General features: G+C 68.7%; 19 protein-coding genes. 10 read left to right on the top strand and 9 right to left on the bottom strand.

Annotated elements, in window-relative coordinates; all coding sequences use genetic code 11:
* Window positions 1-16: 16 nt before the first annotated feature.
* On the bottom strand, window positions 17-1,876 hold the full coding sequence (locus tag COA17_RS06605; protein WP_096611102.1) for an ABC transporter ATP-binding protein: 1,860 nt from the start codon (window positions 1,874-1,876) through the stop codon (window positions 17-19).
* 102 nt (window positions 1,877-1,978) lie between these two features.
* Window positions 1,979-2,599 (bottom strand): YbhB/YbcL family Raf kinase inhibitor-like protein, encoded by a 621-nt coding sequence (locus COA17_RS06600; protein WP_096611640.1) that lies wholly within the window; start codon window positions 2,597-2,599, stop codon window positions 1,979-1,981.
* Between the two features lie 132 nt (window positions 2,600-2,731).
* Here COA17_RS06600 and COA17_RS06595 point away from each other — a divergent pair, with 132 nt between their 5' ends.
* Together COA17_RS06595 and COA17_RS06590 are read left to right on the top strand one after the other, a co-directional pair.
* Entirely contained in the window at window positions 2,732-4,801 is a 2,070-nt protein-coding gene (locus COA17_RS06595; RefSeq protein ID WP_096611100.1) for a putative bifunctional diguanylate cyclase/phosphodiesterase, read from the top strand.
* Window positions 4,802-4,888: 87 nt separating this feature from the next.
* Window positions 4,889-6,205 carry a glycosyltransferase gene (locus tag COA17_RS06590; RefSeq protein ID WP_096611638.1) on the top strand — a complete coding sequence of 439 codons (1,317 nt, stop codon included), beginning with the start codon at window positions 4,889-4,891 and terminating at the stop codon, window positions 6,203-6,205.
* A gap of 10 nt (window positions 6,206-6,215) precedes the next feature.
* On the opposite strand, the gene COA17_RS06585 is transcribed toward COA17_RS06590, so the two are convergent.
* The gene (locus COA17_RS06585) at window positions 6,216-8,465 is read right to left on the bottom strand and encodes an O-linked N-acetylglucosamine transferase, SPINDLY family protein (RefSeq protein ID WP_096611098.1); all 2,250 of its coding nucleotides are present in this window, start codon (window positions 8,463-8,465) and stop codon (window positions 6,216-6,218) included.
* 130 nt (window positions 8,466-8,595) lie between these two features.
* Here COA17_RS06585 and COA17_RS06580 point away from each other — a divergent pair, with 130 nt between their 5' ends.
* Genes COA17_RS06580 through kynA form a run of 3 tightly spaced genes read left to right on the top strand, consistent with a single transcriptional unit; the run spans window position 8,596 to window position 11,710 of the window.
* On the top strand, window positions 8,596-9,669 hold the full coding sequence (locus COA17_RS06580) for an AI-2E family transporter (protein WP_066488697.1): 1,074 nt from the start codon (window positions 8,596-8,598) through the stop codon (window positions 9,667-9,669).
* The gene (kynU, locus tag COA17_RS06575; RefSeq protein ID WP_096611096.1) at window positions 9,666-10,859 is read left to right on the top strand and encodes a kynureninase; all 1,194 of its coding nucleotides are present in this window, start codon (window positions 9,666-9,668) and stop codon (window positions 10,857-10,859) included. Before COA17_RS06580 ends, kynU begins: the two co-directional genes overlap by 4 nt.
* Window positions 10,856-11,710, top strand: a complete 855-nt coding sequence (kynA, locus tag COA17_RS06570) for a tryptophan 2,3-dioxygenase (RefSeq protein WP_342746837.1) — start codon at window positions 10,856-10,858, stop codon at window positions 11,708-11,710. Before kynU ends, kynA begins: the two co-directional genes overlap by 4 nt.
* A 2-nt stretch (window positions 11,711-11,712) precedes the next feature.
* Here kynA and COA17_RS06565 read toward each other — a convergent pair whose 3' ends face one another.
* On the bottom strand, window positions 11,713-13,218 hold the full coding sequence (locus COA17_RS06565) for an acyl-CoA synthetase (RefSeq protein ID WP_096611094.1): 1,506 nt from the start codon (window positions 13,216-13,218) through the stop codon (window positions 11,713-11,715).
* Between the two features lie 365 nt (window positions 13,219-13,583).
* On the opposite strand from COA17_RS06565, the gene COA17_RS06560 reads away from it, so the two are divergent.
* The 4 genes from COA17_RS06560 (at window position 13,584) to COA17_RS06545 (ending at window position 19,201) form a co-directional block, all read left to right on the top strand.
* On the top strand, window positions 13,584-15,002 hold the full coding sequence (locus COA17_RS06560; RefSeq protein ID WP_096611092.1) for an aldehyde dehydrogenase family protein: 1,419 nt from the start codon (window positions 13,584-13,586) through the stop codon (window positions 15,000-15,002).
* A gap of 175 nt (window positions 15,003-15,177) precedes the next feature.
* Entirely contained in the window at window positions 15,178-16,425 is a 1,248-nt protein-coding gene (locus tag COA17_RS06555) for a cytochrome P450 (protein ID WP_245857505.1), read from the top strand.
* Complete coding sequence (locus COA17_RS06550) at window positions 16,422-16,865, top strand: nuclear transport factor 2 family protein (protein WP_066488701.1); 444 nt, start codon at window positions 16,422-16,424, stop codon at window positions 16,863-16,865. The genes COA17_RS06555 and COA17_RS06550 overlap by 4 nt, the downstream gene beginning before the upstream one ends.
* 65 nt (window positions 16,866-16,930) lie before the next feature.
* The gene (locus COA17_RS06545) at window positions 16,931-19,201 is read left to right on the top strand and encodes a TonB-dependent receptor (RefSeq protein WP_096611088.1); all 2,271 of its coding nucleotides are present in this window, start codon (window positions 16,931-16,933) and stop codon (window positions 19,199-19,201) included.
* A 67-nt stretch (window positions 19,202-19,268) separates the two neighbouring features.
* Here the strand turns inward: COA17_RS06545 and COA17_RS06540 are convergent, their stop codons facing one another.
* The gene (locus tag COA17_RS06540; RefSeq protein ID WP_066488704.1) at window positions 19,269-20,234 is read right to left on the bottom strand and encodes a LysR family transcriptional regulator; all 966 of its coding nucleotides are present in this window, start codon (window positions 20,232-20,234) and stop codon (window positions 19,269-19,271) included.
* A gap of 66 nt (window positions 20,235-20,300) precedes the next feature.
* On the bottom strand, window positions 20,301-21,374 hold the full coding sequence (locus COA17_RS06535; protein ID WP_096611084.1) for a nuclear transport factor 2 family protein: 1,074 nt from the start codon (window positions 21,372-21,374) through the stop codon (window positions 20,301-20,303).
* Between the two features lie 188 nt (window positions 21,375-21,562).
* Here COA17_RS06535 and COA17_RS06530 point away from each other — a divergent pair, with 188 nt between their 5' ends.
* The gene (locus tag COA17_RS06530; protein ID WP_217990994.1) at window positions 21,563-22,645 is read left to right on the top strand and encodes a phosphotransferase; all 1,083 of its coding nucleotides are present in this window, start codon (window positions 21,563-21,565) and stop codon (window positions 22,643-22,645) included.
* 34 nt (window positions 22,646-22,679) lie between these two features.
* Here the strand turns inward: COA17_RS06530 and COA17_RS06525 are convergent, their stop codons facing one another.
* The 3 genes from COA17_RS06525 to COA17_RS06515 all read right to left on the bottom strand — a co-directional run bounded on the left by COA17_RS06525 (window position 22,680) and on the right by COA17_RS06515 (window position 25,627).
* Window positions 22,680-23,786 (bottom strand): NAD(P)-dependent alcohol dehydrogenase, encoded by a 1,107-nt coding sequence (locus COA17_RS06525; RefSeq protein WP_066488709.1) that lies wholly within the window; start codon window positions 23,784-23,786, stop codon window positions 22,680-22,682.
* Between the two features lie 15 nt (window positions 23,787-23,801).
* Window positions 23,802-24,650, bottom strand: a complete 849-nt coding sequence (locus COA17_RS06520; RefSeq protein WP_096611082.1) for a helix-turn-helix transcriptional regulator — start codon at window positions 24,648-24,650, stop codon at window positions 23,802-23,804.
* 176 nt (window positions 24,651-24,826) lie between these two features.
* Window positions 24,827-25,627: an SDR family NAD(P)-dependent oxidoreductase gene (locus COA17_RS06515; RefSeq protein ID WP_096611632.1), complete on the bottom strand. Its 801-nt coding sequence runs from the start codon at window positions 25,625-25,627 to the stop codon at window positions 24,827-24,829.
* Between the last annotated feature and the right edge of the window lie 179 nt (window positions 25,628-25,806).

Raw genomic sequence — 25,806 nt, 5'->3', positions numbered from 1 at the left:
CTACACACACGCCGGGTCAGGTGCGGTCGGCCGCCCCCGGCCACGCGCGGCGGACCATCCGCTGCAACTGTTCGCGGCTGCGTTCCGACATGTGGCGCAGCCGTTCGCCGGCCAGCGAGATGTTCGAGGCGCGGTCCAGCCCCTCCACCTGCATCACCCACAATTGGCGGAACGCGCCGCCGCGGTTGCGCAGCAGCTGCTGCGGCGGCCCGTCCTCGACCACGCGGCCCTGATCGACCACTACGACGCGATCGAAATTGGCGATTGTCGACAGGCGGTGTGCCACCGCGATGACGGTGCGGTTCTCGATCAGCGCCTCCAGCCCGTTCTGCACCTCCAGCTCGGATTCGGAATCGAGCGCGGACGTCGCCTCGTCCAGCAGCACGATCCGCGCGTTCTTCAGGAAGGCGCGCGCGATGCCGATCCGCTGGCGCTGCCCGCCGGACAGGTTGGTGCCGCGTTCGCCGACGATACTGTCATAGCCGTGCGGCAGGCGGCGGATGAAATCGTCGCAGCCGGCGGCCTCGGCGGCGCGGTGCACGTCCGCGTCGCTGGCATCGGGCTTGGCGAAGCGGATGTTCTCCATCACCGAGCGGTGGAACAGCAGCACTTCCTGCGGCACCACTGCCAGCGCGTCGCGCAGCGATTCCTGCGTCACCCGGTCGATCCGCTGTCCGTCGATCGACACGCTGCCGATCTGCGGATCGTGGAACCGCTGGATCAGTTGCAGCAGCGACGACTTGCCCGCGCCCGACGGGCCGACGATGCCGACCTTCTGCCCGGCGGGCACTTCCAGCGACAGGTCGTGGAGGATCGGGTGGCGCGGATCATAGCCGAAGGTGACATGCGATAGCTCGACCCGCCCTTCGCCGACGCTGAGCCGCGCGGCGTCTGGGGCATCGCTGAGCGTCTGCGGCACGCCGATGATGTCCAGGGTCTCACGCAGGTAGCTGAACTGCTGGCTGGTATCGATCAGCGCCATCGCCAGATCGCGCGACCCGTGGAGGATGCGGAAGGTCATCGTGCTGATGACGACGACGTCACCGGTCGAGATCGCGCCGGTCGACCAGCGCCCGATCGCCCAGATCAGCGTGCCGCCGACCAGCACCGCCAGCACCAGATCGTGCAGCCCGCGGATCTGTTCGACGAAGAACCAGCCGCGCCGCTGCGCGGTCGCTTCGTCGTCCAGGAAGCTTTCCAGCCGCGACAGCTCGCGCTGGCGCGCCGCGAACGCCTTCACCACCCAGATATTGCCGATCAGGTCGACCAGCTCGCCGCCGACCGTGCCGGCGGTTTCGGCGAACGCCTTGTGATGGACGTGCCCGCGCAGCCCCAGCAGCACCAGCGCGACGGTGACGACGATGAAGATCGCGCCGAGCACCAGCGCCATGCGCACGTCGATCGTCAGGAAGATGATGATCGCGCCCGCGAAGGCGATCAGCGGCGGGGTCACTTCCTGCAGCAGGCGGTGGACGATCGCGCCGAAGATGCCCGCCAGCCCGGAAATGCGGTGCCCCAGCGATCCCGCGCGCTGGTTCTGGAAGAACGGCATCTGGTGCCCGGTCAGGTAATCCACCATGTCCAGCCGGATGCCCACCCCCGACACCACCGTGGCATGGCCCAGCGTCAGTGCGGCGGCGCGTTGCAGCAGGCTTTCCAGCAGGACGAAACCCAGGAACACCGCCAGCATCGCATAGACGTGACTGCGATACCGGTCGGTGCCGGTCATCGCGTCGATCAACAGCTTCATCGCATATTGCACGCCGATCGAGCTGACCGACGCGCCGGCGACCAGCACGCCGAGCAACAGGAAGATCCACGGTCGCGCCGCCACATAATGCAGCATGAAGCGGACGGGACTGATGAGAAAAGGCAAGCCCGGGCTCCCGCAAGGTCGGCGGGACGCTGCATCGCAGCAGCGGGCAAAGCAAGAGCGTTGGACGCCGGGGCGTGGCGGCGTGGCGGCGGGCCGAGCCCGTCAGCCGCCGGTCGCCACCGCTGCTTCCCCTGTTCCCACCGGGCCGATGGGCGATTCTTCTCCGCGCGAATAGGTGCCGGTCAGCAGCGCGGCATCGATCACATGCCCGCGGATCGCATCGAGCAGCGCGGCGCGGCCGGCTGCTTCGTCCAGCGCGGGGACGCGCGACAGCGCGAACAGCTGGAATACATAATCGTGGTTGCCATGGCCGTTGGGCGGATCGGGCGGCAGCCAGCCGTGTGCGCCATAGCTGTTGCGCCCGATATCCTCACCCGAATCCGGCGCGATCGCACCTTCGGCCAGCGCGCCGTCGGCGGGCGGCAGATCCCATAGCAGCGCATGGACCAGCGGGCTGGGGGTGGGCGCGTCGGGATCCTCGACCAGCAGCGCCAGCGCCGCGGCGTCGGCGGGGACGCCGTGCCAGACCAGCGGCGGCGACACGCCGTCGCCGTCGGCAGTGAACCGCACCGGTAACCGTCCGCCATCGGCGAACGCCGGGCTGGTCAGCGACAGGCGCGCGGCGGGCGGCGCGATGCCGTCCTGCACGATCGCCAGCTTGGCATGACCGGCACGTACCGGGCGCAACATGCTGCCCAGCCAGTGGGGAAGATGTTCGAGCATCGCGGCCTTCCTTCCATCGTCCATCGCGACTGATCCGAAGGGAATAACGCCGCCGCACGTGTTCGGTGGCGAGCCGCGGACGATAAAGGATTACGTAACCTGATTCTGTCACCTCGTTCGGCACTTGCCACGATGTTGCCGCGCTCGATCTCGTTCCGCGCCCTGTGCGCTTTCGGCCTGGTGCTCGCACTGGCGCTCGGCCTGCTGTTCAGCGGCGGCGTGATCGCGCGCGACGTCAGCCTGGAAAATGTGCGCGTCGGCCGGCTGAGCCAGATCCTGCGCGACGAGAACACCGGGGACGAGGCGCAGCAGCACCTGCGGCTCGCGCTGGGCGACCTGACCCGTGTGGCCGAGCGCGGCGAACCGGTGGAGCCGAGCCAGGCCGCTCGCGTCCGGCGCGAGCTGCGCGCGTTCGCCGCGGGCGCCGCGACTCGCAAGGACGAGGACGTGCCCGCCGATATCGCGCCGCTGCTGGCCGAACGCGGCGCAGCCACGCGCGAATTCGCGGTGGAGGGCGCCGCGATGCTGGCCGCCGCGCAGCAGGATCCGGCCGCGATCAAGCGGCGGATGCCGCAATTCCTGGGCACGCTGAACCGGCTGGAGCAGGTACGCGCCGATTTGCGCCGCGCGCTGACGCACGGCATTGACGATGCGGTGGCGCGCAGCGCCTTCAAGGTGCGGCGCAACCGCCTGCACGTGCTGATCGGCGGAACCGCGATGCTGGCGGTGCTGCTGCTGCTGGTGATATGGATGCGCCAGACAGTGATCCGCCCGATCCTGGCGATCGCCGAACGGCTGCGCCAGTTCAACGCCGGTCAGGACGAGCGCGCGGACGTACCCGGAGCGGACCGCCCGGACGAGCTGGGAGAACTGGCGCGCGGGCTGGCCGAATATCGCCGTGCGATGCAGGAGCGGCGGCGGGCGGAACGGCGGGTGGCGTTCCTGGCGCATCATGACGTGATGACCGGCCTGCCCAACCGCCTGCTGTTCGAGGAGCGGCTGGCGCACGAGCTGGCGCGCAGCGCGCGCACCGGGGACACGGTGGCGGTGTTCGCGATCGACCTGGACGATTTCAAGGCGATCAACGACCGGTTCGGCCACGCCGGCGGCGACCGCGCGTTGAAGCGGGCGGCGCAGCTGCTGCGCGATGCGGCGCGCGGCGACGATCTGGTCGCGCGGCTGGGCGGCGACGAATTCGCGATCATCCAGGCCGCCGCGCAGCAGCCGCGCGCGGCCGAGGCGCTGTTGCAGCGGATCTTCGCTGCGCTGGCCGAAACCGCCAAGGAAGAGATCACGCTGCGGATGAGCGTGGGCATCGCGGTTTCCGGCCCCGACCAGGACTTCGAGGAGCTGTACAACCTGGCCGACATGGCGATGTATCGCGCCAAGTCCGAAGGGCGGAACACCGCGCGCTTCTTCGACGACCGGCTGAAGGAGGAAGTGCGGCTGCGTTGGCGGCTGGGCCGCGACCTGGACGGCGCGATCGACCGCGGCGAGATGCGGCTGCTGTTCCAGCCGATCGCCGATGCGCATACGCTGGCGACCACGGGTTACGAGGCGCTGCTGCGCTGGTCGCACCCGGAGCTGGGCGAGATCGCCCCCGACGTGTTCGTGCCCCTGGCGGAGGCGAGCGGCGATATCGCGGCGATTGGCCGCTGGGTCGCCGACAGCGCGATGGCGCATATCGCGCGCGTCGACCCGTCGCTGTCGATCGCGCTCAACCTGTCGCCGATCCAGTTCCGCGAACCGGCGCTGGCCGGCTATCTGCTGGCGACCGCCCGCCGCCACGGCATCGCGCCGGAACGGCTGGAATTCGAGGTGACCGAAAGCGCGACGCTGCTGGGTCGCAACAGCGAGGCGGTGCTGGCGACGCTGCGCGAATTGCAGGCGCGCGGCGCGCGGGTGGTGATGGACGATTTCGGCACCGGTTACTCCAGCCTGGGCAATCTGCGCGAATTCCGGTTCGACAAGCTGAAGGTCGATCGCAGCTTCGTCATGTCGATGGCCGACCATGCGCCGTCGGCGTCGATCGTGCGCAGCGTCATCGCGCTGGGCCGCAGCCTGGGTATCCCCGTGGTGGCCGAGGGCGTGGAGACCGAGGCGCAGCTGGCGATGCTGCGGCAATGGGCGTGCGACGAGGTGCAGGGCTATCTGATCGGGCGGCCCGCGCCGCTGCCGCTGGCGCACGTCGTCGCCGCCTGACCGAAAGGTCGGCCCTTAGCGGCGTGTTAACCATATCCACCCAGAATGCGCGCGTACGCGGCCGGCGCGCTTCATGGGACGATGCATGTGATACCCAAGATCCTGCACTTCATCTGGGTGGGCGACGAGACGATCCGTCCCGACAATTGCATCGACACCTGGCGCGCGCTCCATCCCGACTGGGACGTGCGCGTGTGGGGCAATGCCGAGCTGGAGGGCACCGACTGGGTCAACCGCCGCCACATGGCCGCGATGTGCGCGCGCGAGCTGAACGGCGTCGCGGACATGATGCGCTGGGAAATCCTGCACACGCACGGCGGGATCGTGATCGACGCCGACAGCATCTGCCTGCGCGCGCTGGACGACCATCTGCTGGATTGCGAGGCGTTCGCCTGCTGGGAGAACGAGATCGCGCGGCCGGGGCTGATCGCCGCCGGCTATTTCGGCAGCGTTCCGGCCAATCCGTTCGTGAAGCGGATCATCGACGATATCGCCGCGATGCCCAGCGTCGTGGAGGACATGGCGTGGGTGACGGTGGGGCCGCAGCGGCTGACCGACAGCTATCGCCGCTATACCTATTCGGCGCTACGCATCTATCCCAGCCATTATTTCATCCCGACGCATTTCACGGGCCTGGCGTATCAGGGGCGCGACCCGGTCTATGCGCATCAATTCTGGGGGTCGACGCGCGGCGTCTACGACCAGCTGCACGCCAGCGACGTGACCGCGGAAGCGACGGCGGTGGCCGCGCCAGCGCTCGTGCCGGTGCCCGTCGCGGCGGCGCCGGTCGATACCGTATCGCCGCTCGAATCGCGCCATGCCGCGCCCTGGGTGCACCGTGTCGCGGTCAGCAGCGCGATCGCCACGCTGCCGCCCGCCGAGGTGTTCGCGCACATGTGCGCGGGCAAGCGCGTGCTGCACATCGGCTGTGCCGCCGACGAGGGTGCGCTGTATCGCCAGCTGGCGCCGGCGTGCGGGGTGCTGGACGGTTACGACCCCGATCTTGCCGCGCTCACGCGGCTGGCTCCCGATGCGGCGGGGCGGCTGGTGACGGAGTGGGACGAGATCGCCGGCCGCTACGACGTGGTGATCGCACCCGCGATGATGGCGCAGGTGCCCGATGCGGCGGCGTTCCTGGCGCGGCTGGAAACGATCGACGCGCCGTGCTTCTTCGTGGCGGTGCCCGACGTGTTCCAGTGCCGTGGTGAGCGGTTCGATTATAGCGCCGAGCGCCAGACCTTCGTCGAGGTGGTCCACCCCGGGCACCTCGCCTGGTACACACCCTATACGTTCGCGCAGACGATCCGCCGGTCGCGCGCGTTGACGATGGAGCAATTGTGGTTCTTCGACGGTGCGTCGCTGCTGGCGCTGCTGTCGAAACAGGACATGCAGCTGGCGGCCTGAGCCGCCGGCATCAGCCCGCGACGTCGAACGCGGCGGGCGGCGACCCGTCCAGCCGCCGGCGGTGCGCGGTGGCATAGGCGGCCTCGATCGCGCGGGCATGGCGCGCGGTATCGAACAGCGGCATTACCAGCCGGTTCGCCGCCAGCCGCGCGCGCAGCGCCGCCAGCGCCGCACGGTCGTTGGCCAGCGCCAGCGCGATCGCCTCATATTCCGCCTCGCTCTGCGCGACCAGTTCGGGCAGGCCGATCGCGGTCACCAGGCTGGCACCGACGCGCGCGGCGAATTGCCGCCCGGCCAGCGTCAGCACCGGCACGCCGCCCCACAAGGCGTCGCTGGCGGTGGTGTGCGCATTGACCGCGAAGGTATCGAGGAACAGGTCGGCGTGGACGTGGCGCGCCAGATGCTCGGCATGCGGCACCATGTCGGCGAAGACCAGCCGGGCCGGGTCGACGCGGCGCGCCGCCGCCTCGCGCCGCAGGTTCGCCTCCGCCCAGCGATTGGGGCGCAGCAGCCACAGCACCGCATCGGGGACGGCATGGAGCAGTCGCGTCCACAGGTCGAACTCGCGCGGGCCGATCTTGTACGGATGGTTGAAGCAGCATAGCACCAGCGCCTCGTCCGGCAGCCCGAACGTGGCGCGGCTGGTGTGCGCGGCATCGGCGATCGCGCGGCGATCGTCGTTGGCCTGATAGCTGCCGGGCAGGCGGATCACCTGTTCGCTGTAATCACGCTCCGCGCCCGGCGGGATCACCACCGCGTCGCCGATGATATAGTCGAGCGCGTCGCTGCCCAGCGATCCGGGATAGCCCAGCCAGCCGATCTGCACCGGCGCGATGCGATCGACGAACAGCGGCGCGCGTGCGCCCTTCGTATAGCCCTTGAGGTCGATCGCGATGTCGAGTGCATCGTCGCGGATGCGCGCGACCGCGGCGGCATCGTCCAGAGCCCGCACGTCGACGAAGGCGTCGAGGTGCGGGAGGATCGCCGCGCGCGCCGCGCTGCCCTCCCCGGGGCCGTAGTTGTAGGCGCGAACCTCGAACCGCGAACGGTCGTGTTCGCGCAGCAGCCCGGCCATCAGGTAGAGCGTGGCATGGTCGTAGAAATCGGCGGAGACATAGCCGATGCGGATCCGGGCATCGGCGCGCGGTGCGGCGGGGACCAGCGGCGGTGCGGTGCGCGCGAAGCTGGACTGCGCATAGACGCGCGCGCGGGCGGGCTGGCGCGCCGGATCGTCCTCGAACGGCAGCGCCACGAACGGTTCGATCACCCGGTCCGCCGCGGCCATCGCGATCGGCAGCGCGGCGAACGTGTCGCGCCCGCGCCAGTCGGCCATATAGGCTTCCAGGAACAGCAGGTGCGCGCGTGCGTGTGCATCGTCGGGATCGAGCGCGGTGGCGCGCGCCAGCGCGGCCTGCGCCTCGTCCAGCGCGCCGGCCATTTCGGCGGCCTGCCCCAGGTTGAGCCACGCCTTGAGGTTGCCGGGCGCGGCCTGCGTCGCGCGGCGGCAGGCGGCGAGGGCCTCCGCCGGGCGATCCAGCTCGATCAACAGCGACCCCATGTTGTTGAGGCCGTCGGCATGATCGGGCGCGAGGTCGAGCAGCGCGAGATAGCAGCGCAGCGCCGCAGGCGCATCGCGCGCGGCGCGGTGCAGGTTGGCGCGATTGTACCAGGCGGTGACGTGCCGCGGCGCCAGCGCCAGCGCGCGGTCATAGGCGGCGAAGGCATCGTCGAACCGCCGCTCCGCGCCCAGCAGGTTGGCGAGGTTGAAATGCGCATCGGCATGATCGGGCGCGGCGGCGATCGCGGCGCGATAGGCCGCCTCCGCTTCCGCCGCGCGGCCGGTACGGCGCAGCGCGACGCCCAGGTTGCTGTGATAGGCGCCCTCCGCCGGGGCGAGCGCGATCGCGGCACGCAACGCCGCGATCGCCGCCAGCGCATCGTCCCCCGCCAGCAGCGCGCCGCCCAGCAGCGCATGGACGCGCGCGTCGCGCGGGAAGGCGGCCGCAAGCGTGCGAGCGCCCGCCGCCGCGCCGGCATGATCGCCCGCGGCATAGAATGCGTGGAGCCGCGACAGCTCCGCGATCGGGGCGGCATCCGCCTCGGCCGCGCGCTGTGCCAGCCGGTCGGCGGCGACGCGCGCGCGCCGGTTGGCGGGGAAGCGCGCCAGCACCGCGTCCAGCACGCGCCGGGCCTCGGCCATGTCGCCGCGCTTTTCGGCGAGGGCCGCCTTGTGCAATGCGCTGTCGAGGCTGCCCGCCATGATGGACCTTTACCGATGATCGTCGCCGGGGTGTAGGGTGGCATGGTTAACGCGGCGTTAGGAAGGCGCCCGGAACCGCCGCGGCGCGACGCGGGTTCATCGCGCGATTGTTTGGGGGTAAGCGAACACGATGATCGATCCACGTCGCCTGGAGACGGGCGGATTCCTGCTGTTCCTGGCGCTGATCACGATCGGGCTGGCGACGATCGTGTCGGGTTTTGCCGGCGCATTGTTGTGGGCGACGCTGGCGGCGATCCTGTTCCAGTCGCTGTTCCGCTGGCTGCTGCCGCGCATCGGCGGGCGGCGCAACGCGGCGGCGGCGCTGACGCTGCTGATCATCACCGTCGCGGTGGTGGTGCCCGCGTTCCTGCTCGGAAGCCTTATCCTCGACCAGGCGATCGGCGTTTATGCCAAGGTGCGTTCGGGGCAGATCGACTTCGGCGAGTATTTCCGCCAGATCCGCGATGCGTTGCCGGTGCGGCTGCGCACCGCATTGGACAATGCAGGGTTCGGCACGTTCGAACGCGCGCAGGCGCAGGTGTCGGAACTGGCAAGCAACAGCGTGCAGACGCTCGCCAACCAGGCACTGTCGATCGGGCGCAACACCCTGTCGTTCCTGCTGGCGCTGGGCGTCGGACTGTATGCGACCTTCTTCCTGCTGCGTGACGGCGAGCGGCTGGGGCCGCAGGTACGCGACGCGCTGCCGGTCGAGCGCGGCGTCGCGGTGCGGCTGGTCGACAAGTTCGTGGCGGTGGTGCGCGCGACCATCAAGGGGTCGGTGATCGTCGCGCTGGTGCAGGGCGCGCTGGGGGCGATCACCTTCTGGATCGTGGGCGTGCCGGCGGCGCTGCTGTGGGGGTTGCTGATGGCGGTTGCGGCGTTGCTGCCGGCGATCGGCCCGGGCCTCGTCTGGGTGCCGGTGGCGGTATACCTGCTGGCGACGGGCGGGGTGTGGCAGGGCGTGGTGGTGATCGTGTCGGGCGTGCTGGTGATCGGGCTTGCCGACAATATCCTGCGCCCAATCCTGGTCGGCCGTGACACCGGCATCCCCGACTGGGTGGTGCTGGTGACGACGCTGGGCGGGATCGAGATGTTCGGACTCAGCGGCATCGTGGTCGGCCCGCTGGTCGCCGCGCTGTTCATCACCGGATGGCAGATCCTGACCGAGGAGCGGCGCGGCATCGCGACGGAGCCCGGGGCGTGACCGATTTCGCGGCGACCCGTGCGGCGTTCGACCTGCCGGAGGGGGTGATCTACCTCGACGGCAATTCGCTGGGCGTGTTGCCGCGCGGTGCGGCGGCGCGCGTGGAACGGACGATCCGCGGCGAATGGGGCGAACGGCTGATCCGCGCGTGGAACGATGCCGGTTGGATGACCCAGCCCGCGCGCGTTGGTGACCGGATCGCGCGGCTGATCGGTGCGCCGGGCGGCAGCGTCGTCGTCGGCGACACGCTGTCGATCAAGGTCTATCAGGCGCTGGCCGCGGCGCTGGCGCTGCGTCCCGGACGGCGCATCGTCCTGTCCGACAGCGGTAATTTTCCCACCGACCTGTATATCGCGCAGGGGCTGCTCGACACGCTGGGGCAGGGGCACGAACTGCGCGTCGTCGCCCCGGAGGAGGTCGCGGGCGCGATCACCGAGGAGGTCGCGGCGATGCTGCTGACCGAGGTGGATTACCGCACCGGCCGCCTGCACGACATGGCCGCGCTGACCCGCGCGGCGCATGATGCGGGCGCGCTGGCGATCTGGGACCTGGCGCATTCGGCGGGCGCGATGCCGGTCGACGTGACGCGTGCCGACGCCGATTTCGCCGTCGGGTGCACATACAAATATCTCAACGGCGGGCCGGGCGCGCCGGCGTTCATCCATGTCGCGCCGCGCCATGCCGGCGTGGCGCGCCCGGCGCTGGCGGGATGGATGGGGCATGAGGCGCCGTTCGCGTTCGATGCGGCCTATCGCCCCGGCGCGGGGATCGAGCGGATGCGCGTCGGCACCCCGCCGGTGATCGCGCTCGCCGCGCTGGAGGCGGCGCTCGACGTATGGGACATGGTCGACATGCGCGACGTCCGCGCCGCATCGCTGCGGCTGTCGGAACGCTTCATCGCCGAGGTGGAGGCGCAGTGCCCCTCACTGGAACTGGCCAGCCCGCGCGAGGCCACGCGGCGCGGCAGCCAGGTGTCGTTCCGCCACCCGCACGCCTATCCGGTGATGGCGGCGCTGATCGACCGCGGCGTGATCGGCGACGTGCGCGCGCCCGATATCCTGCGCTTCGGCTTCACCCCGCTGTACCTGAGCGAGGATGAAGTGGTGCGCGCCGCGGGGGTGCTGGCGCAGATCATGCGCGAGGGGACGTGGCGCCAGGCGCGCTTCCAGCAGCGGCAGGCGGTGACGTGAGCGACGAGGGCGCCCCGCCTGATCCCGCCCCGGCCGATCCGGCCGCCGACGGTGCGCAGATGTCGTTCCGCGGCCGCATGTCCTATGGCGACTATCTGTCGCTCGACACGATCCTCGACGCGCAGCGCCCCTTGTCGCGGGCGCATGACGAACTGCTGTTCATCGTCCAGCACCAGACCAGCGAATTGTGGCTCAAGCTGGCGCTGCACGAGATGGAGGCGGCCTGCACCGCGATCGCGACCGACCGGCTGGACGTGGCGTTCAAAATGCTGACGCGGGTGGCGCGCATCTTCGAACAGCTGAACGGCGCGTGGGACGTGCTGCGCACGATGACGCCGTCGGAATATTCGGAGTTCCGCGACGCGCTCGGCCAGTCGTCGGGATTTCAGTCGTATCAGTATCGCGCGGTCGAATTCGTCGCGGGCAATCGCAACGCCGCGATGTTGAAACCGCACGCGCATCGCCCCGACCTGGAGGCGCGGCTGCGGGCGATCCTGGTGCGTCCCAGCCTGTATGACGAAGCGATCCGGCTGCTGGCGCGGCGCGGCTTTGCGGTGGAGGCGGAGCGCGCCGACCTGTCGCAGCCGCGCGCCGACAGCGATGCGCTGGTCGCGGCCTGGGCGCGCGTCTATGCCGATCCCGCGGGGCAGTGGGACCTGTATCAGCTGGCCGAGAAGCTGGTCGATTTCGAGGATTACTTCCGGCGCTGGCGGTTCAACCACGTCACCACGGTGGAACGGATCATCGGATCGAAGCGCGGCACCGGGGGCACATCCGGCGTCGCCTATCTGCGGCGGATGCTCGACGTGGTGCTGTTCCCGGAATTGTGGCGCGTCCGCACGGAGATGTGACGTTAGGCGCGGACCGCAGGCGCGGGCCAGTAGCGTTCGCGGACCAGCCGTTTCAGCAGCTTGCCCGTCGGATGGCGCGGCAGCTCCGGTACGAAGTCGATCTGCCGTGGTTGCTTGATCCGGCCGATCCGCCCTTGCAGCCACTCGGTCAGCTCCGCGGCCAGCGCCGGCCCGGCATCCGCCCAGTCGCCGGGCTGCACCACCGCGACGACCCGCTCGCCCATTTCCTCATCGGGTGCGCCAATGACCGCGACGTCCATCACCTTGGGATGCGCCACGATCGCATCCTCGATCTCCTGCGGGTAGATGTTCACCCCGCCGGAGATGATCATGAAACTTTGTCGGTCGGTGAGGTAGAGATAGCCGTCGGCATCGACATGGCCGACATCGCCCAGTGTCGTCCAGCCGTGGTGGTTGCGACTGGCGGCGGTCTTGGCGGGATCGTTGTGATATTCGAACGCCGGGCCGTCCGCGAAGTATATCGCGCCCGTCTCGCCCGGCGGCAACGGCTCGCCATCCTCGTCGCAGATGCGAATCGTCCCCCACACCGCGCGGCCGACCGAGCCGGGACGCTCCAGCCATTCCTGCGGCCCGATCGTGGTCAGGCCGTTCGCCTCCGTGCCGGCATAGAATTCATGGACGATCGGGCCGAGCCACGCGATCATCGCCTGCTTGACGTCGACCGGGCAGGGTGCGGCGGCATGATAGGCGACGCGCAGCGACGACAGGTCGTAACGCTTCCGCACGTCCTCGGGCAGTTTGAGCATGCGAATGAAATGCGTCGGCACGAACTGCGCATGGGTGACGCGATATCGCTCGATCAGCGCGAGCGCGGCGGCGGCGTCGAACTTCTCCATGACGATGGCGGTGCCGCCCAGCTTGTGCACCGCCATGCACCAGCGCAGCGGCGCCGAATGATAGAGCGGCGCGGGCGACAGGAACGTCATGTCCGGCCCCATGCCGAAGGTGGTGCGCCCGAATTCGGTCAGCGCATTGGACTGGTCCAGCGACCCTTCGGGCAGCGGCGGGCGGATGCCCTTGGGTTGGCCGGTGGTACCGGACGAATAGAGCATGTCCATGCCCGGCGCCTCGTCGGCGATCGGGTGCGTCGGGAAGGCCGCGCGCTCGCCCACGAAATCGCGCGCGCCGGGGGCGAAGACGATCTCCACCGCATCGCTCATTTCGGGCGCGACGGCGGCGGTCGACACCAGCACGCGCGACCCCGAATCGCGGACTATGAAGGCGATCTCCGGCGGGGCGAGCCGGGTCGAGATGCAGGTGTAGTAAAGCCCGGCGCGCTGCGCCGCCCACACGATCTCGAAGAAGCGGGCGTCGTTCTCCAGCATCAGCGCGATGCCGTCGCCGCGCCGCAGCCCCAGCGCGCGCAACAGGTGCGCGCCCTGCGAGGAGCGTTCGTCCAGTTGGCGATAGGTGACGGTCTCACCCGAGGGCGCCATGATATAGGCGGGGCGATCGGGCACGGTCTGCGCATGGATCGACGGATGCATCAGCGCGCCCGCCTGCCGGTGACATGCCGCAAGTCCATGGTCGTCCTTCTCCCCAGCCGATCTCTCGTCGTGTCGGCGACCGATGGGGTAGATGCGGGGAGACGCGCCGGTCCAATCGGCGTTGCGCCGCGATCGATCGGCGCGCGCGATGAATGGCCCGCCGATCCATTGATCGGCAACCGCGATGATTGGCGAAGCAGGATTGATTTGACGACGGCGGGACCGCGTCTCAGTCTGCGATCGAACCGGCGGGGACGGCCAGGTCGAGAGGATCGGATGCAGCCATGCGACGCGCACGCGCAGCGTCGAACCGGCCGCCGCCGCGCGCGACGATGCCGACCGCCCGAGCAGGAGAGCGACGCGACATGGAACCCTATCATCCGGCCATGACCATCGACGGCAAGGCTGCCGTTGCCGACCGCTGGATCGACGTCGTCAATCCGGCGACCGAGGAGGTGATCGGTCAGGTTCCCGATTGTTCGCGCGCGCAGCTGGACGAAGCGGTCGCCGCGGCGCGTGCCGCCTATCCGGCATGGCGCGACACGCCCTATGCCGATCGCCAGGCGGCGCTGGGGCGGATCGCTGCGACGCTGATGACCCATGCCGAGGAACTGCAGCGCCTGCTGACCGCCGAACAGGGCAAGCCGCTGGCCGATGCGCTGGGCGAGATCCAGGCGGGCGCGTGGTGGATCGGCGAGGTGGCGAAGAACGAGCTGCCCGTCACCGTGACCGACGCGATGCCAGGGCAGCGCAGCACGACGCGGCACGTCCCGCTAGGAGTGGTCGGCGCGATCGTGCCGTGGAATTTCCCGGTGCTGCTGGCGCTGTGGAAGATCGGGCCCGCGCTGCTGACCGGCAATACGATGGTGCTCAAGCCGTCGCCGTTCACCCCGCTGGCGACGCTGCGGCTGGCCGAGCTGCTACGCGACCAGCTGCCCGCGGGCGTGCTCAACATCGTCACCGGCGGCGACCAGCTCGGGCCGTGGCTGACCGAGCATCCGGGGATCGACAAGATCAGCTTCACCGGATCGACCGCGACCGGGCGACGCGTGATGGCGAGCGCGGCGGCGAATCTGAAGCGGCTGACGCTGGAGTTGGGCGGCAACGATGCCGCGATCGTGCTGGACGACGTGGATGTCGATGCGATCGCGGAGCCGCTGTTCTGGGCGGCGTTCAAGAACAGCGGGCAGGTGTGCGTCGCGGCCAAGCGCATCTATGTCGACGCCAGGGTCTATGACGCGCTGGCCGCCGCGCTGGTGCGCGTCGCGCGCGACGTGGCGATGGGCGACGGCACCGCGCAGGGCGTGACGCTGGGACCGGTGCAGAACCGCCAGCAGTTCGAACGGGTCAAGGCGCTGGTCGCCGATTCGCGCGATGCCGGGCACCGGTTCCTGACCGGCGGCGGCGAATGGGACGGCGCGGGTTACTTCGTACCCGCCACAATCGTCGACAATCCGCCCGAACAGTCGCGCGTGGTGCAGGAGGAGGCATTCGGCCCGATCGTGCCGTTATTGCGGTTCGACGATCTGGAGGATGCGATCGCGCGCGCCAATGCGTCCGAATATGGCTTGGCGGGATCGGTGTGGTCGTCGGACCCGGCACGCGCCGCCGACGTCGCCGCGCGGCTGGAAACGGGCACGGTGTGGGTCAATTCGACGCAGAACCTGACGCCCTATGCCGCCTTCGCCGGTGCCAAGCAGTCAGGCTTCGGCGTGGAGAACGGGCTGGAGGGGCTGCTGGAATTCACCACGCCGCAAACGATCCACACCGCACACGCCGCCTAGGCGCACCGGCACTCACAAGCAACCGGATGGACCGGCGCGCGCGTGTCGGCGCGCCCGTCCGCGCGTGCGTGCAGCAGGATGCGAGCGATCGGCAGCGGCGATGAATGGGTTGATAATGCCGATTGGACGCACAGGCGGCACCCGCGCAACCTGCCAGGCGGAGAGGAGACAAAGCGTGGAACAGACGCTGTCGCGCAACATCGACGAGATCATCGTCGATCCCCGGACCTATGGGGACGAACACAGCTATCACGACGCGTTTCGCTGGTTGCGCGCCAACGATCCCGTCCATTATGCGACGCCTGAACTGTACCGGCCGTTCTGGGCCGTGACGCGGCACGCCGATATCATGGCGGTGGAGATCAACGCGAAGAACTTCCTGAATGATCCGCGCCAGTTCCTGGTGACGGCGAAGGACGAGGACCTGCTCTTCGAACAGACCGGCAGTCGCAAGTTCGCCGAGAATCTGGTCGCGATGGACGACCCCAAGCATCGCGCCTATCGCGCGCTGACCTCCGCGTGGTTCGGGGCCAAGAGCCTGAAGAGCCTGGAGGACGAGATCAACGCGCTGGCGCGCGAGACCGTTGACAAGATGATCGACATGGGCGGCGAATGCGATTTCGCGGCGGAGATCGCGGCATGGTTCCCGCTGCGCACGATCATGATCGTGCTGGGCGTCCCGCGTGAGGACGAGCCGCTGATGCTGCATCTGTCGCAGAAGCTGTTCGGCGCCGTCGGCGGAGTGGAGGGGATGGCCGGGATGGTCGACGCCTTCAACGCTTTCAACGATTACTTCAGCAAGGTCACGCAGGATCGCCGCAGCAACCCGCGCAACGACGTCGCGACGATCCTGGCCAATGCCACCATCGACGGCGAACCGATCGGCGAGGCGGAGCGCAACGCCTATTATTTGATCGTTGCCGCCGCAGGGCACGATACGACCAGTTCGTCGATCTCCGGCGGGTTGCTGGCGCTGATCCAGAACCCGGCGGAGATGGCGAAGCTGCGTGCCGACCCGGCGCTGATCGGCAAGGCGGTGGATGAATTCATCCGTTGGACGACGCCGGTGAAGCACTTTTTCCGCACCGCCGTGGAGGAGTGTGAGCTGGGTGGCAAGACGATCCGGGCCGGCGACAATCTGATGATGTGCTACCCGTCCGCCAACCGTGACGAGGCCGCATTCGAGGCGCCGTTCGAATTCCGCGTCGACCGCCCCGATGCGCGCAAGCATCTGGCGTTCGGCTATGGCCCGCACACCTGCCTTGGCAATGCGCTGGCGAAGCTGGAGATCCGCATCCTCTATACCGAAATGCTGCGCCGGATCGACGATTTCCAGCTGGCCGGCGACCCGAAATGGGTGGAGGCGAGCTTCGTGTCGGGGCTGAAGAGCCTGCCGGTCCGTTACCGGGCGGCCGCCGCGTGACCCCGGCGCGCCAACTGGCGGAGCGGTTCGGCGATCCCGCGGCGATGCGGTCGCTCTACGCGCCCGACGTCGTCTGGCTGATCTCCGCCTCGCTCGGCGTGCCCCGGCTGGAGGGGGTGGAGGCGGTGGCCGCGTTCAACATGCAGGTGTGGACCGAACATCACCGCCCCGACTGCACCGTCACGATTCTGGACGAGGCGGGCGATGATCACCGTAGCGCGGTGCGCTTCACCTATCGTGCCTGGTCGCATTTCCGCGGCGACTGGTACGAGAACGAATATTCGCTGTTCGTCCGCGCCGACGATGCCGGCATCCGCCATGTCGCCGAGGCGTTCGACACCGCCGCGACGATCGATTTCCTGGCGGGCCGCGCCGCGGGATCGGCTTGGGCGACGGTCGGCGGGGACGCGGGCGATCGCGTCGGTGCGCTGGGGCGGTAGCTGCAACACATATCACGATAACGACGGCGCCAGCGAATGTCGCCGCACTGAAAAGGAGAGGAAACATGAAGCACCTGGCATGGGCCATGCTGGCCGCCACAACCGCGCTCCATCCCGTCGCCGCGTTGGCGCAGGATCAGCAGCCCGCGCCAGTGGTCGGTACGGCGCCCGAGACCGCGCCCGCCGCGACGCAGGACGACGGCGCCGCGAACGACATCATCGTGACCGCCAACCGCCGCGAACAGACCGTATTGTCGGTGCCGATCGCGATTTCGGCGGTGGGCGGCGCTGCGCTGGCGACCAAGGGGATCGTCAATTCCGCGAACCTGTCGGACGCGGTCCCCAACCTTCAGGTCAGCAGCCCCTACGGCAATACGCAGCCGAACTTCTCGTTGCGTGGCATTTCCGTGGCCAACGAATATAATTCGAACCAGGCATCGCCTATCGGCGTCTATATCGACGACGTCTATATGGCGAGCCGGTCGTCGCACGGCATGGGTCTATTCGATCTGGACCGTGTCGAGGTGCTGCGCGGCCCGCAGGGTACGCTGTTCGGGCGCAACACCACCGGCGGTGCGATCAACTTCATCACGCGCGGCCCGTCGTTGAACGGCAATGAAGGCTATGCCGAGGTCGGCTACGGCAATTACAACAGCTGGACCGCGCAGGGCGCGATCGAGACCACGATGGTCGAGGACCAGCTGGGTCTCAGGATCGCGGGAAATTACGTGCGCAGCGACGGGCTGTTCGAGAACGTCTATCCCGGCGGGCGCGACCCGAACCGGCAGAACACGCTGCAGGGTCGCGCGACGCTGCGCATCAATCCGGGCAGCGGCCCGCTCGACATCAAGATCAAGATCTATGGCGGGCGCGACCACGGCACGCAGGCGGCGATCCACGGCCTGTTGTCCGCGCGCAGCGGACTCGACTTCTTCCAGGTGAACGAGAATCGCATCGGTCTGAACCGTACCGACGCCTACGGCATTTCGGCGAACATCCGCTACGAACTGTCGCCCAACCTCAGCTTCACGTCGATCACGTCGCGCGACGGCGGGTCGCAATATATCCAGCAGGCGGCCGACGGATCGCCGTTCGACATCCTCGACGTGTGGTGGCAGTCGAAGTTCGGGCAGTTCAGCGAAGAGGCGCGGTTCAACTACAGCGCCAAGGGGCTGAACCTGGTCGGTGGCGTATTCTACGGCTGGGATCGTGTCGTCACCGACAACGACTTCGGCATCGGCAGCGTGTTCGGCCCCGGCGCAAGTGGCGGCTTCTTCCAGCATTACCGTCAGGAGCGCCGGTCCTACGCCGTGTTCGCGCAGGGCGATTACGAGATCGCGCCGCGCCTGACGCTGACGCTGGGCGCGCGCTATACCTGGGACCGGCTGCAATATCGCGACGGCTATGCCTTCCTCTATGCCGGTTATGTCGACACGGTGAAGACGCCACTGGCGACGACCGTGCCGTGCGCGGGCCAGCCGGGGACGTGCGCGTACAACCCCGATGCGACCTTCGCCACCAACGGGCGCAACAACGCGCTGACCGGCCGCGCGTCGCTGTCCTATCAGTTCGACAATGGGCCGTTGATCTACGCCAGCTACAACCGCGGCTACCGGTCGGGCGCGTTCAACGGGGGCAGCTACACGTCGTCCTCGGGTATCAATTTCGTCGATCCCGAGCGCGTGAACGCCTATGAAATCGGGACCAAGGGCCGGTTCATCGACAACGCGCTGACACTGTCGGCGGCAGGCTTTTACTATGATTATTCGAAGCAGCAGCTGCAGGATCTGCGCCCCGGCCCGGTCGGCATCCTGGTCAACGCGCCCAAGTCGGAGGTTTATGGCGCGGAGGTCGAGAGCAATCTGCGCCTGGGCCGCGCGCTGACGATCAACGCGGCGGTCGGCTACCTGCATGCCAAGTACAAGGAGCTGATCTTGCAGGGCGCGAACCTGGCGGGTAACGACCTGCCGTTCGCGCCGCGTTGGACCGTGCAGGGGGGCGTCGACCTGAAGCTGTTCGACACCGGCAGTTCGAAGCTCGTCTTCTCGCCGAACGTCGTCTATTTCAGCCGGCAGTTCTTCACTCCGCTGAACGAGACCAACGCCCCCGGTTCCGCGCAGCAGAATGCCGAGCTGCAACAGCGCGCCTATGCCAAGGTTAACGCGACGGCGGCGTGGACGATCGGGCGCTTCACGATCAAGGGGTTCGTCAACAACCTGCTCGACCGAAAGACCTACGTGTATGGTCTCGACCTGCGCGGGGCGGGCTTCCCCTATCCGTTCCTGACGCCCGCTGCGCCGCGGACGTTCGGTGGGGCGGTGCGGGTCGCGTTCTGATGACGATGCCGGCCCGGTGCGCGGCGCCGCGCGATCGGGCCGGCAGGGTGCCGGCAGCCGCGAGGGGTCAGGCGGCGCGGGCGGCTTCGCCGTCGCGCCCGGCCTGCCAGCGCTGCGCGAAGGCGAAGAACTGGCGCGCGGCACGATTGGTACCGACCCCGAGCACCACCGAGAAATCGAGGAAGAAGTCCATCCCCTCGACCGGTCGCGATACCAGCCCGGCCGGGACCGGGAACCACCCGATCCCCATTGCGCAGATGCCGCGCCGCTCGGCATAGCGCTCCACCGCCAGCGCATTGCCTTCCGACGGAATCACCGCATCGGCACCACAGGCGGCGAAGAACGTCTCGATCGGATGGGTGATGGCGGCGCCGTGCTCGTGGCCCAGCATCGCGACGCACTGGCCGCGAAGCGCGGCGCGCGGGATCACGACATGCGACGCCAGCGACGAATCGCGCGGCACCAGCAGCGTCATCGGCTGGCGGCGCAGCACGACGCGGTCCAGCGTCTCGGGATATTGGGTTTCGTTGTAGATCGCGCCCGCGGTCGCATCCGGTCCGTGCCACGGTGCGCTCAGGCCCAGCAGCACGGACGCATCGAGCCGTTCGTTCAGCAGGTCGGGAATCTGCGCGCTTTGCAGGCGATTGTCGATCACGAAGTCGATCTGCGGATGCTCGGCGGCGAACGCGTCGAGCAGCGCGACCCGTTCGGGAATGTCCATGGTGTACATCGCCGCGCCCAGCCGGAATTGCGTGCGCCCCGCGACCTGCATCGCTTCCACTTCGTGGCGCACGACGTCGGCTTTAACTAGCAGCGCGTCGACCAACGGCAGCAGCCGCGCTCCGTGGCTGGTCAGCGTGATGCTGCGCGTGGTGCGGTGGAACAGCGGGTGGCCGATCGCCTGCTCCAGTTCCTTGAGCTGCCCCGAAACGGTCGGCTGGGTCAGGTTCAGCCGTTCCGCGGCGCGCGTGACCGATCCTTCGGCGGCGATCGCGGCGAAGCTGCGCAACAGGCGCAGTTCCGGGTGAAACATCTCAACCTCTCCAGCCCGGCCGATGATCCGCCGTTGTGCCCAGGATAGCACAATGGCGACCATCGTCTATGCGCGGGGCGTGGTCACCAGGGCGGACATGGCGTCGCTGTGCCATTCGTAGCTGGCCTGGACGCGCGCTTCTTCGGCGAAGTCGTTGAAGGGCGACGACAATCGTGCCGGTCCGGTGAAGGCGAGTTGGTGATCGCCGTCGCGCCAGCCGAACGTCAGCACGCCTTCGCCCGCCACTGCCGCGGCATCGGCACCGTCGAACAGCAGCGTGACGCATCCATGCGCGGCGCCGCGCGAATCGATCGTCACCGCCGCGTCGGCCACCGCGGCGTGCAGCCCGTCGCGCTCGAATGTCCCGAACGTATCGGCCAGCCGGTGGAGCGCTGGCGGCAGGAAGGGGCCGTCGGCACGCGCCGGTGCCACGTCGGCCGACAGCGCGACCGCGGCGTTGACCAGGCCGGACCGTTCGAGCGCGATCGACAGGTTGGCGACCGCCACCCCCTCCAACCCGATCGCTGGCGCCTGTGTATCCGCCAGCGTCAGCGACAGCGGCGTCGCCGGCTTGCCCGGCGCGAAGCGCGCGCAGGGCGCGTCGCCGTCCGGCGTGGGTGCGCCCAGAAGCTGGGTCAACCAGTGCGTCAGCCCCGTGGTTTCGGCCGGAACCAGCAGGGTACCGGTCGCACGCTGCCCTTCCACCGCGACATCGGCGTGGACCAGCGGCAGCGCGACGGGTGCGCCGGCTCCGCCACCGAAGTGCGCGCCCAGCGACTTCGACAGTCCCCAGCGCCCGTCCATGTAGGTGGAGTTCCACACCTCCGCGATGCGGCCATCCACCACACGGAACACCTCAATCCCGCACAATTTCCAGTTCGGGTCGCGCCCTGTGACGTTCCACACCAACGTCACATACTCATCGTCGCCGGCCAGCACGACTTCCTCGAAGACGGGGCGCAGCTCCTCGTAATTGTGGCGCATCCGGGCGCGCTGTTCGGCGTGGCTCAGCCGCACCTCGCGATTGGCATCGTGGCGGATGATCGGATCGGCGCACAGCTCCGGAATCCAGTCGTCGCGCCCCTCGGTCCAGGCCTGGACGCCATACGCCCTGACGATGTCGACGGCCGATCGTGCCACGCGCTGCTCTCCTGTCGTTTCTTCTCGTCAGAACGTGATGGCGGCGCGCCGGGATGGCCAATCGGAAATCCATGCCGGATCATCATCCCTGCCGATCAATGCCGCGCGTGTTTCGATTGGTGCCGCGGCGGCGGTGATGCCACCTGTGCTTGCGATCGCCGGGGAACGGCGACGGCAAGGAGAGGTGAATGAACGTCATCGCGGCCCCCGCGCACCCACCGCGGCTGCTGTCCCGTCTGGACGAGATCGATACCGACTGGCTGACCGCGGTGCTGCGCCAGTCCGGGCACCCCGACGCCGAGTTGACCGGTTTCGTGCTGACACCGATCGGCGCGGGCAACGTCAGCGACACGGTGCGCGTCGACCTGACGCATCGCCAGGCCGGCGCGGAGCCGCCGTCGCTGGTGTGCAAGTTCCGCTGCTCCGGCGAACAGGCACATGCCCACGGGATCAGCAGCGGTTCCTATTATCGCGAGGTCGGCAGCTTTCCGGCGGTCGCGGGCGCCTGCCGGACGCCGCGGCTGTACTGGATCGCGGGCGGGTACGACAACATTAACCTCGTCATGGAAGACCTGTCGCGCGTGTCGCGTGCGGGCGACCAGATCGCCGGGTGCGACCTGCGCGATGCTCGGGCGGTCGTCGGCGAACTGGCGAAGCTGCACCGCACCTTTTATCCGATGGCGGCCGCATCGGCGCCCGACTGGGCGATGACCATGGCAGCGACCGCTGATTACTGGAGCGGCGCGATCGCCAATTCGCTGCCGCTGATCCGCGACGTCGCCGCGGGAGACATCAGCGAGGCGGAGATGGCGACCGTGGCCGCCGCCGTCGCTGCGGCGCACCGCTGGTATTCGCTGCCGGTGACGCGCGCGACGCTGACCCATGGCGACCCGCGCGTCGACAATATCCTGTTCCTCGACCATGATGACGGGTCCGTCGAGGCGGTGCTGATCGACTGGCAGATGACGGGGTGGCGCAACCCGATGCACGATGTCGGCTATTTCCTGTCGGGCAGCGTGACCCGGGCAGATCGCCGCGCACACGAGCGCGACCTGCTCGCGTATTATGCTGCCGTGTTCGGCGACGGTTATCCGCCGGAGCAGATCACGCAGGATTATCGCGTCCAGCTGCTCGGCGGGTTGATGACGACGATTGCGGCCTATTCGCTGATCCCGCTGACCGATCCGGTCAAGGCGTTGTTGCTGGCGCTGCTGCGGCGCAACCTTTCGGCGGCGATCGACTGGGATTCGATCGCCGCGATCGAGGGATGAGGCGCGGGGCGCGTGGTGCCCCACGATCACCTGATCAGGGGATCAACACCACCTTTACGCAATCGCCACGCGCCTGCGCGGCGATTGCCTCATTGATCTGCGCCAGCGGGAAGGTACGGACCAGCCGGTCGAACGGGAAGCGGCCCTCGCGGTGCAGCGCGATCAGCTGCGGGATGAAAACCTGCGGGTCGCTGTCGCCCTCCATGATGCCCACGACGCGCTGGCCATAGGTAATCATGCCGGCGATGTTGATCATGATGCCGTCCTCCGCCGACGGCGGCACCCCGACCAGCCCCATCATGCCGCGCGACGTCAGCGCCCCCAGCGCCGCCTGGATCGTGTCGACGCGCCCGCTGGTATCGAACGCGAAATCGAATCCGTCGGGCAGCAATGCACGCAGGGCCTCGGTCACGTCGCCGGCCGTGGGATCGACGACATGGTTGGCGCCCAGTTCGCGCGCGAGTTCGCGGCGCGCGGCAACCGGTTCGATCAGCACGATCATGCCGCATTCCTGCACCTTCGCGCCCATTACCGCGGCAAGCCCGACCGGGCCGCCGCCGACGATCACGATCGAGCTGCCCGCGGGGCATGCCATGGACCGCATCACCCCGCCTGCGCCGGTCTGCAACCCGCAGCCCAGTGGGCCGAGAATGTCGAGTGGGGCGTCGGCATCCTCCACCTTCACGACGTTGCGCGCGCGTACGATCGCGTGTTCGGCGAAGCTCGACTGGCCGAAGAAGTGGGAAGAGACCGCCTCGCCGTTCGCGGAATAGGCCTTCGACCCGTCCTCCAGCCGCATCCCGGCATAGTTCATCGGCGGGAAGTCGCGGCAATAGCTGGGCAGGTGCTCCGCGCAGCGTGCGCATTGCCCGCAGCTGGAAAAGCCCAGCACGACGCGATCGCCGACGGCCAGCCCCTCGACCCCGTCGCCCACCGCCTCGATCACGCCGGCGCCTTCATGCCCCAGCACCGCGGGAAGGGGGTAGGGGGCGAATTGGTCGCGGAAGATCAGATCGGTATGGCACAGCCCGACGCCCGCGATCCTGACGCGCACCTCGCCCGCGCGCGGCGCGTCGATCGTCACCTCCTCAATCGAAAAATCACCTTTCGGCATGCGGGCGACGGCGGCGGTGGTCTGCATCTCATCTCTCTCCGATTACTGGATGGTGTGGCGCCAGCCGCTGGGCGTCTGGCCGGCATATTGGCGAAAGGCGCGGGTAAAGTGGCTCTGGCTGGCGAAACCCAGCCGGTCGGCGATCGCAGCGATCGACATGTCGGATCCGCCCAACAGTTCCTGCGCACGGTCCAGCCGTGCCTTCATCACATATTGGTGCGGCGTGGTGCCGGTCGATTTCCGGAATACGCGACAGAAGTGCGACGGCGTCAGGCCCGCTTGCTGCGCCAGCGCCTCCAGGGTGTGGCCGCGCTCGGGATGCGCCAGAATCTCGTTCATGATGAGGTGGATGCGATAGGACGAGGTATCCGCATTCGGGATCGCCATGCCGGTTTCCGGTGACGCGCCGCGGAGCGTATGCGCGCGCAGTGCCGTCAGCAGCGTGTCGACATAGGCGGCGCTCTCCACGGTCTGCGGCGCGTACAGCTCGGCCAAGATCTGGCGCGTCAGTGCGATGGCAAGCGGGTCGGCGAAGGCGAAGCGCATCGCGCCGAACTGCTCGGCGGCCTGCTGGCGTTGCAGCTGTTCGACCGGGATCGAGACGGTGACGACGTCCAGTTCGCCGTCGATGCGCCAGCCGGTGGCGACGCCTGCCGGGACGATCGTGGCGCAGCCGGGGATCGAGCGCGCCTCGCTCCACCGGTCCACTTCCCAGAAGCGCGTATCGGGCTTTCCTCCGACATGGACGACGAACACGGGATCGACCAGCGCCGGCAGATCATAGCTGCCGATGAACTGGCGCCAGCGCGCGAACCGCCACGCGCCGATACCGACGCTGCGATCGGGCGCGCGGCCCAGCGTTTCGGCGATAATGGCTTCGTTGCCGCGCATGATCGACCTCTCCCACTCCGTCGGCAGGCCGCGGGATGACGTCGCGGTCCGTGCGCCCATCCGGGAGGGTCGCGCGGCACCGTCGCGGCGGCGCTTGCACCGCGAGCGATGTATCACGACCAGCGGACTTATAGAACAGCTGTACCCGATCATCGCGAATATCGCGCGCGTGGGGGTCAGCCCGCGGTATAGCCGCCATCAGCGACGAATTCCGCCCCGGTGACGAACCGCGCCGCGTCGCTGGCCAGGAAGGCGATCACCGGCGCGATGTCGCGCGGTTCGCCCAGCCGCCCCATCGGGATCAGGCTGGTCCAGGCGGCGAGCGCCGCTTCCGGGGAAATCGGGTTGCCATCGGCATCGACGGGCGGATCCCAGTCCGCGCCGAGGTTGGTGGCGACCGGGCCGGGCAGGACGGTGTTGACGCGAATCCCTTCCTTCGCCAGCTCGAACGCGACCGCGCGCGACAGGCCGCGCACCGCACCCTTGGTAGCGCTATACGCCGCGAACTGCGAACCTGCGACCATGCCATAGACGGACGAGACGTTGACGATCGCGGTGGTTTCCGCGCCCGCCGCCCGCGCCGCGCGCAGCAGCGGCAGCGCGCCCTGCATGCCGGCATACAGGCTGTCGACGTTGATCGCCTGTTGACGGTGGAGCGTGGCGATCGGCGCATCTTGGAACCGTGCCGACATCATGATCCCCGCATTGTTGACCAGCGCGTGCAGATGTCCGTGCTCGCGCCCGATCGTGCCGTACACGCGCGTCCAGTCATCCGGGCTGGACACGTCGAGTTGCATGGCCTGTGCGCCGCCGCCGATCGCCGTGGCGGTCGCGGCGGCAGTGTCGGGGTTGATATCGGCGGCCAAGACGCGCGCGCCGAGCGCGGCGAACTGGCGCGCGGTTTCGGCGCCGATGCCGGAACCGGCGCCGGTAATCAGCGCCAGCTTGCCGGCGAGCGAGAAGGGGGCGACGGTCATGTCCCAGCTCCGTTCATGGTTGCGGAACGGCACCCGGCGCCGTTCCCCTGCGACGTGATGACGACCGTCGTTCGCGTCATCGCCGGATCGGCCGCTGGCGGCATCGTGGCGAACGCGCACCCCATGGTCCCTCTCCTGCAAACGCTTTCGAACGGCCTCGCAAGGCTGTCACAGGTAGC

It is taken from the genome of Sphingomonas ginsenosidimutans, from assembly GCF_002374835.1.
Taxonomy (GTDB): domain Bacteria; phylum Pseudomonadota; class Alphaproteobacteria; order Sphingomonadales; family Sphingomonadaceae; genus Sphingomonas; species Sphingomonas ginsenosidimutans.
Note: the sequence above shows the minus strand (reverse complement) of the source record. Positions and strands in the feature narration are given on the sequence as shown.

Coding starts and splice junctions, on each gene's coding strand:
- COA17_RS06565 (WP_096611094.1), bottom strand. CDS start 13,218: ATGCATCCGTCGATCCATGCGCAGACCGTGCCCGATCGCCCCGCCTAT.
- COA17_RS06525 (WP_066488709.1), bottom strand. CDS start 23,786: ATGCAGACCACCGCCGCCGTCGCCCGCATGCCGAAAGGTGATTTTTCG.
- COA17_RS06560 (WP_096611092.1), top strand. CDS start 13,584: ATGGAACCCTATCATCCGGCCATGACCATCGACGGCAAGGCTGCCGTT.
- COA17_RS06545 (WP_096611088.1), top strand. CDS start 16,931: ATGAAGCACCTGGCATGGGCCATGCTGGCCGCCACAACCGCGCTCCAT.
- COA17_RS06520 (WP_096611082.1), bottom strand. CDS start 24,650: ATGCGCGGCAACGAAGCCATTATCGCCGAAACGCTGGGCCGCGCGCCC.
- COA17_RS06515 (WP_096611632.1), bottom strand. CDS start 25,627: ATGACCGTCGCCCCCTTCTCGCTCGCCGGCAAGCTGGCGCTGATTACC.
- COA17_RS06585 (WP_096611098.1), bottom strand. CDS start 8,465: ATGGCGGGCAGCCTCGACAGCGCATTGCACAAGGCGGCCCTCGCCGAA.
- COA17_RS06595 (WP_096611100.1), top strand. CDS start 2,732: ATGTTGCCGCGCTCGATCTCGTTCCGCGCCCTGTGCGCTTTCGGCCTG.
- COA17_RS06540 (WP_066488704.1), bottom strand. CDS start 20,234: ATGTTTCACCCGGAACTGCGCCTGTTGCGCAGCTTCGCCGCGATCGCC.
- COA17_RS06530 (WP_217990994.1), top strand. CDS start 21,563: ATGAACGTCATCGCGGCCCCCGCGCACCCACCGCGGCTGCTGTCCCGT.
- COA17_RS06580 (WP_066488697.1), top strand. CDS start 8,596: ATGATCGATCCACGTCGCCTGGAGACGGGCGGATTCCTGCTGTTCCTG.
- COA17_RS06600 (WP_096611640.1), bottom strand. CDS start 2,599: ATGCTCGAACATCTTCCCCACTGGCTGGGCAGCATGTTGCGCCCGGTA.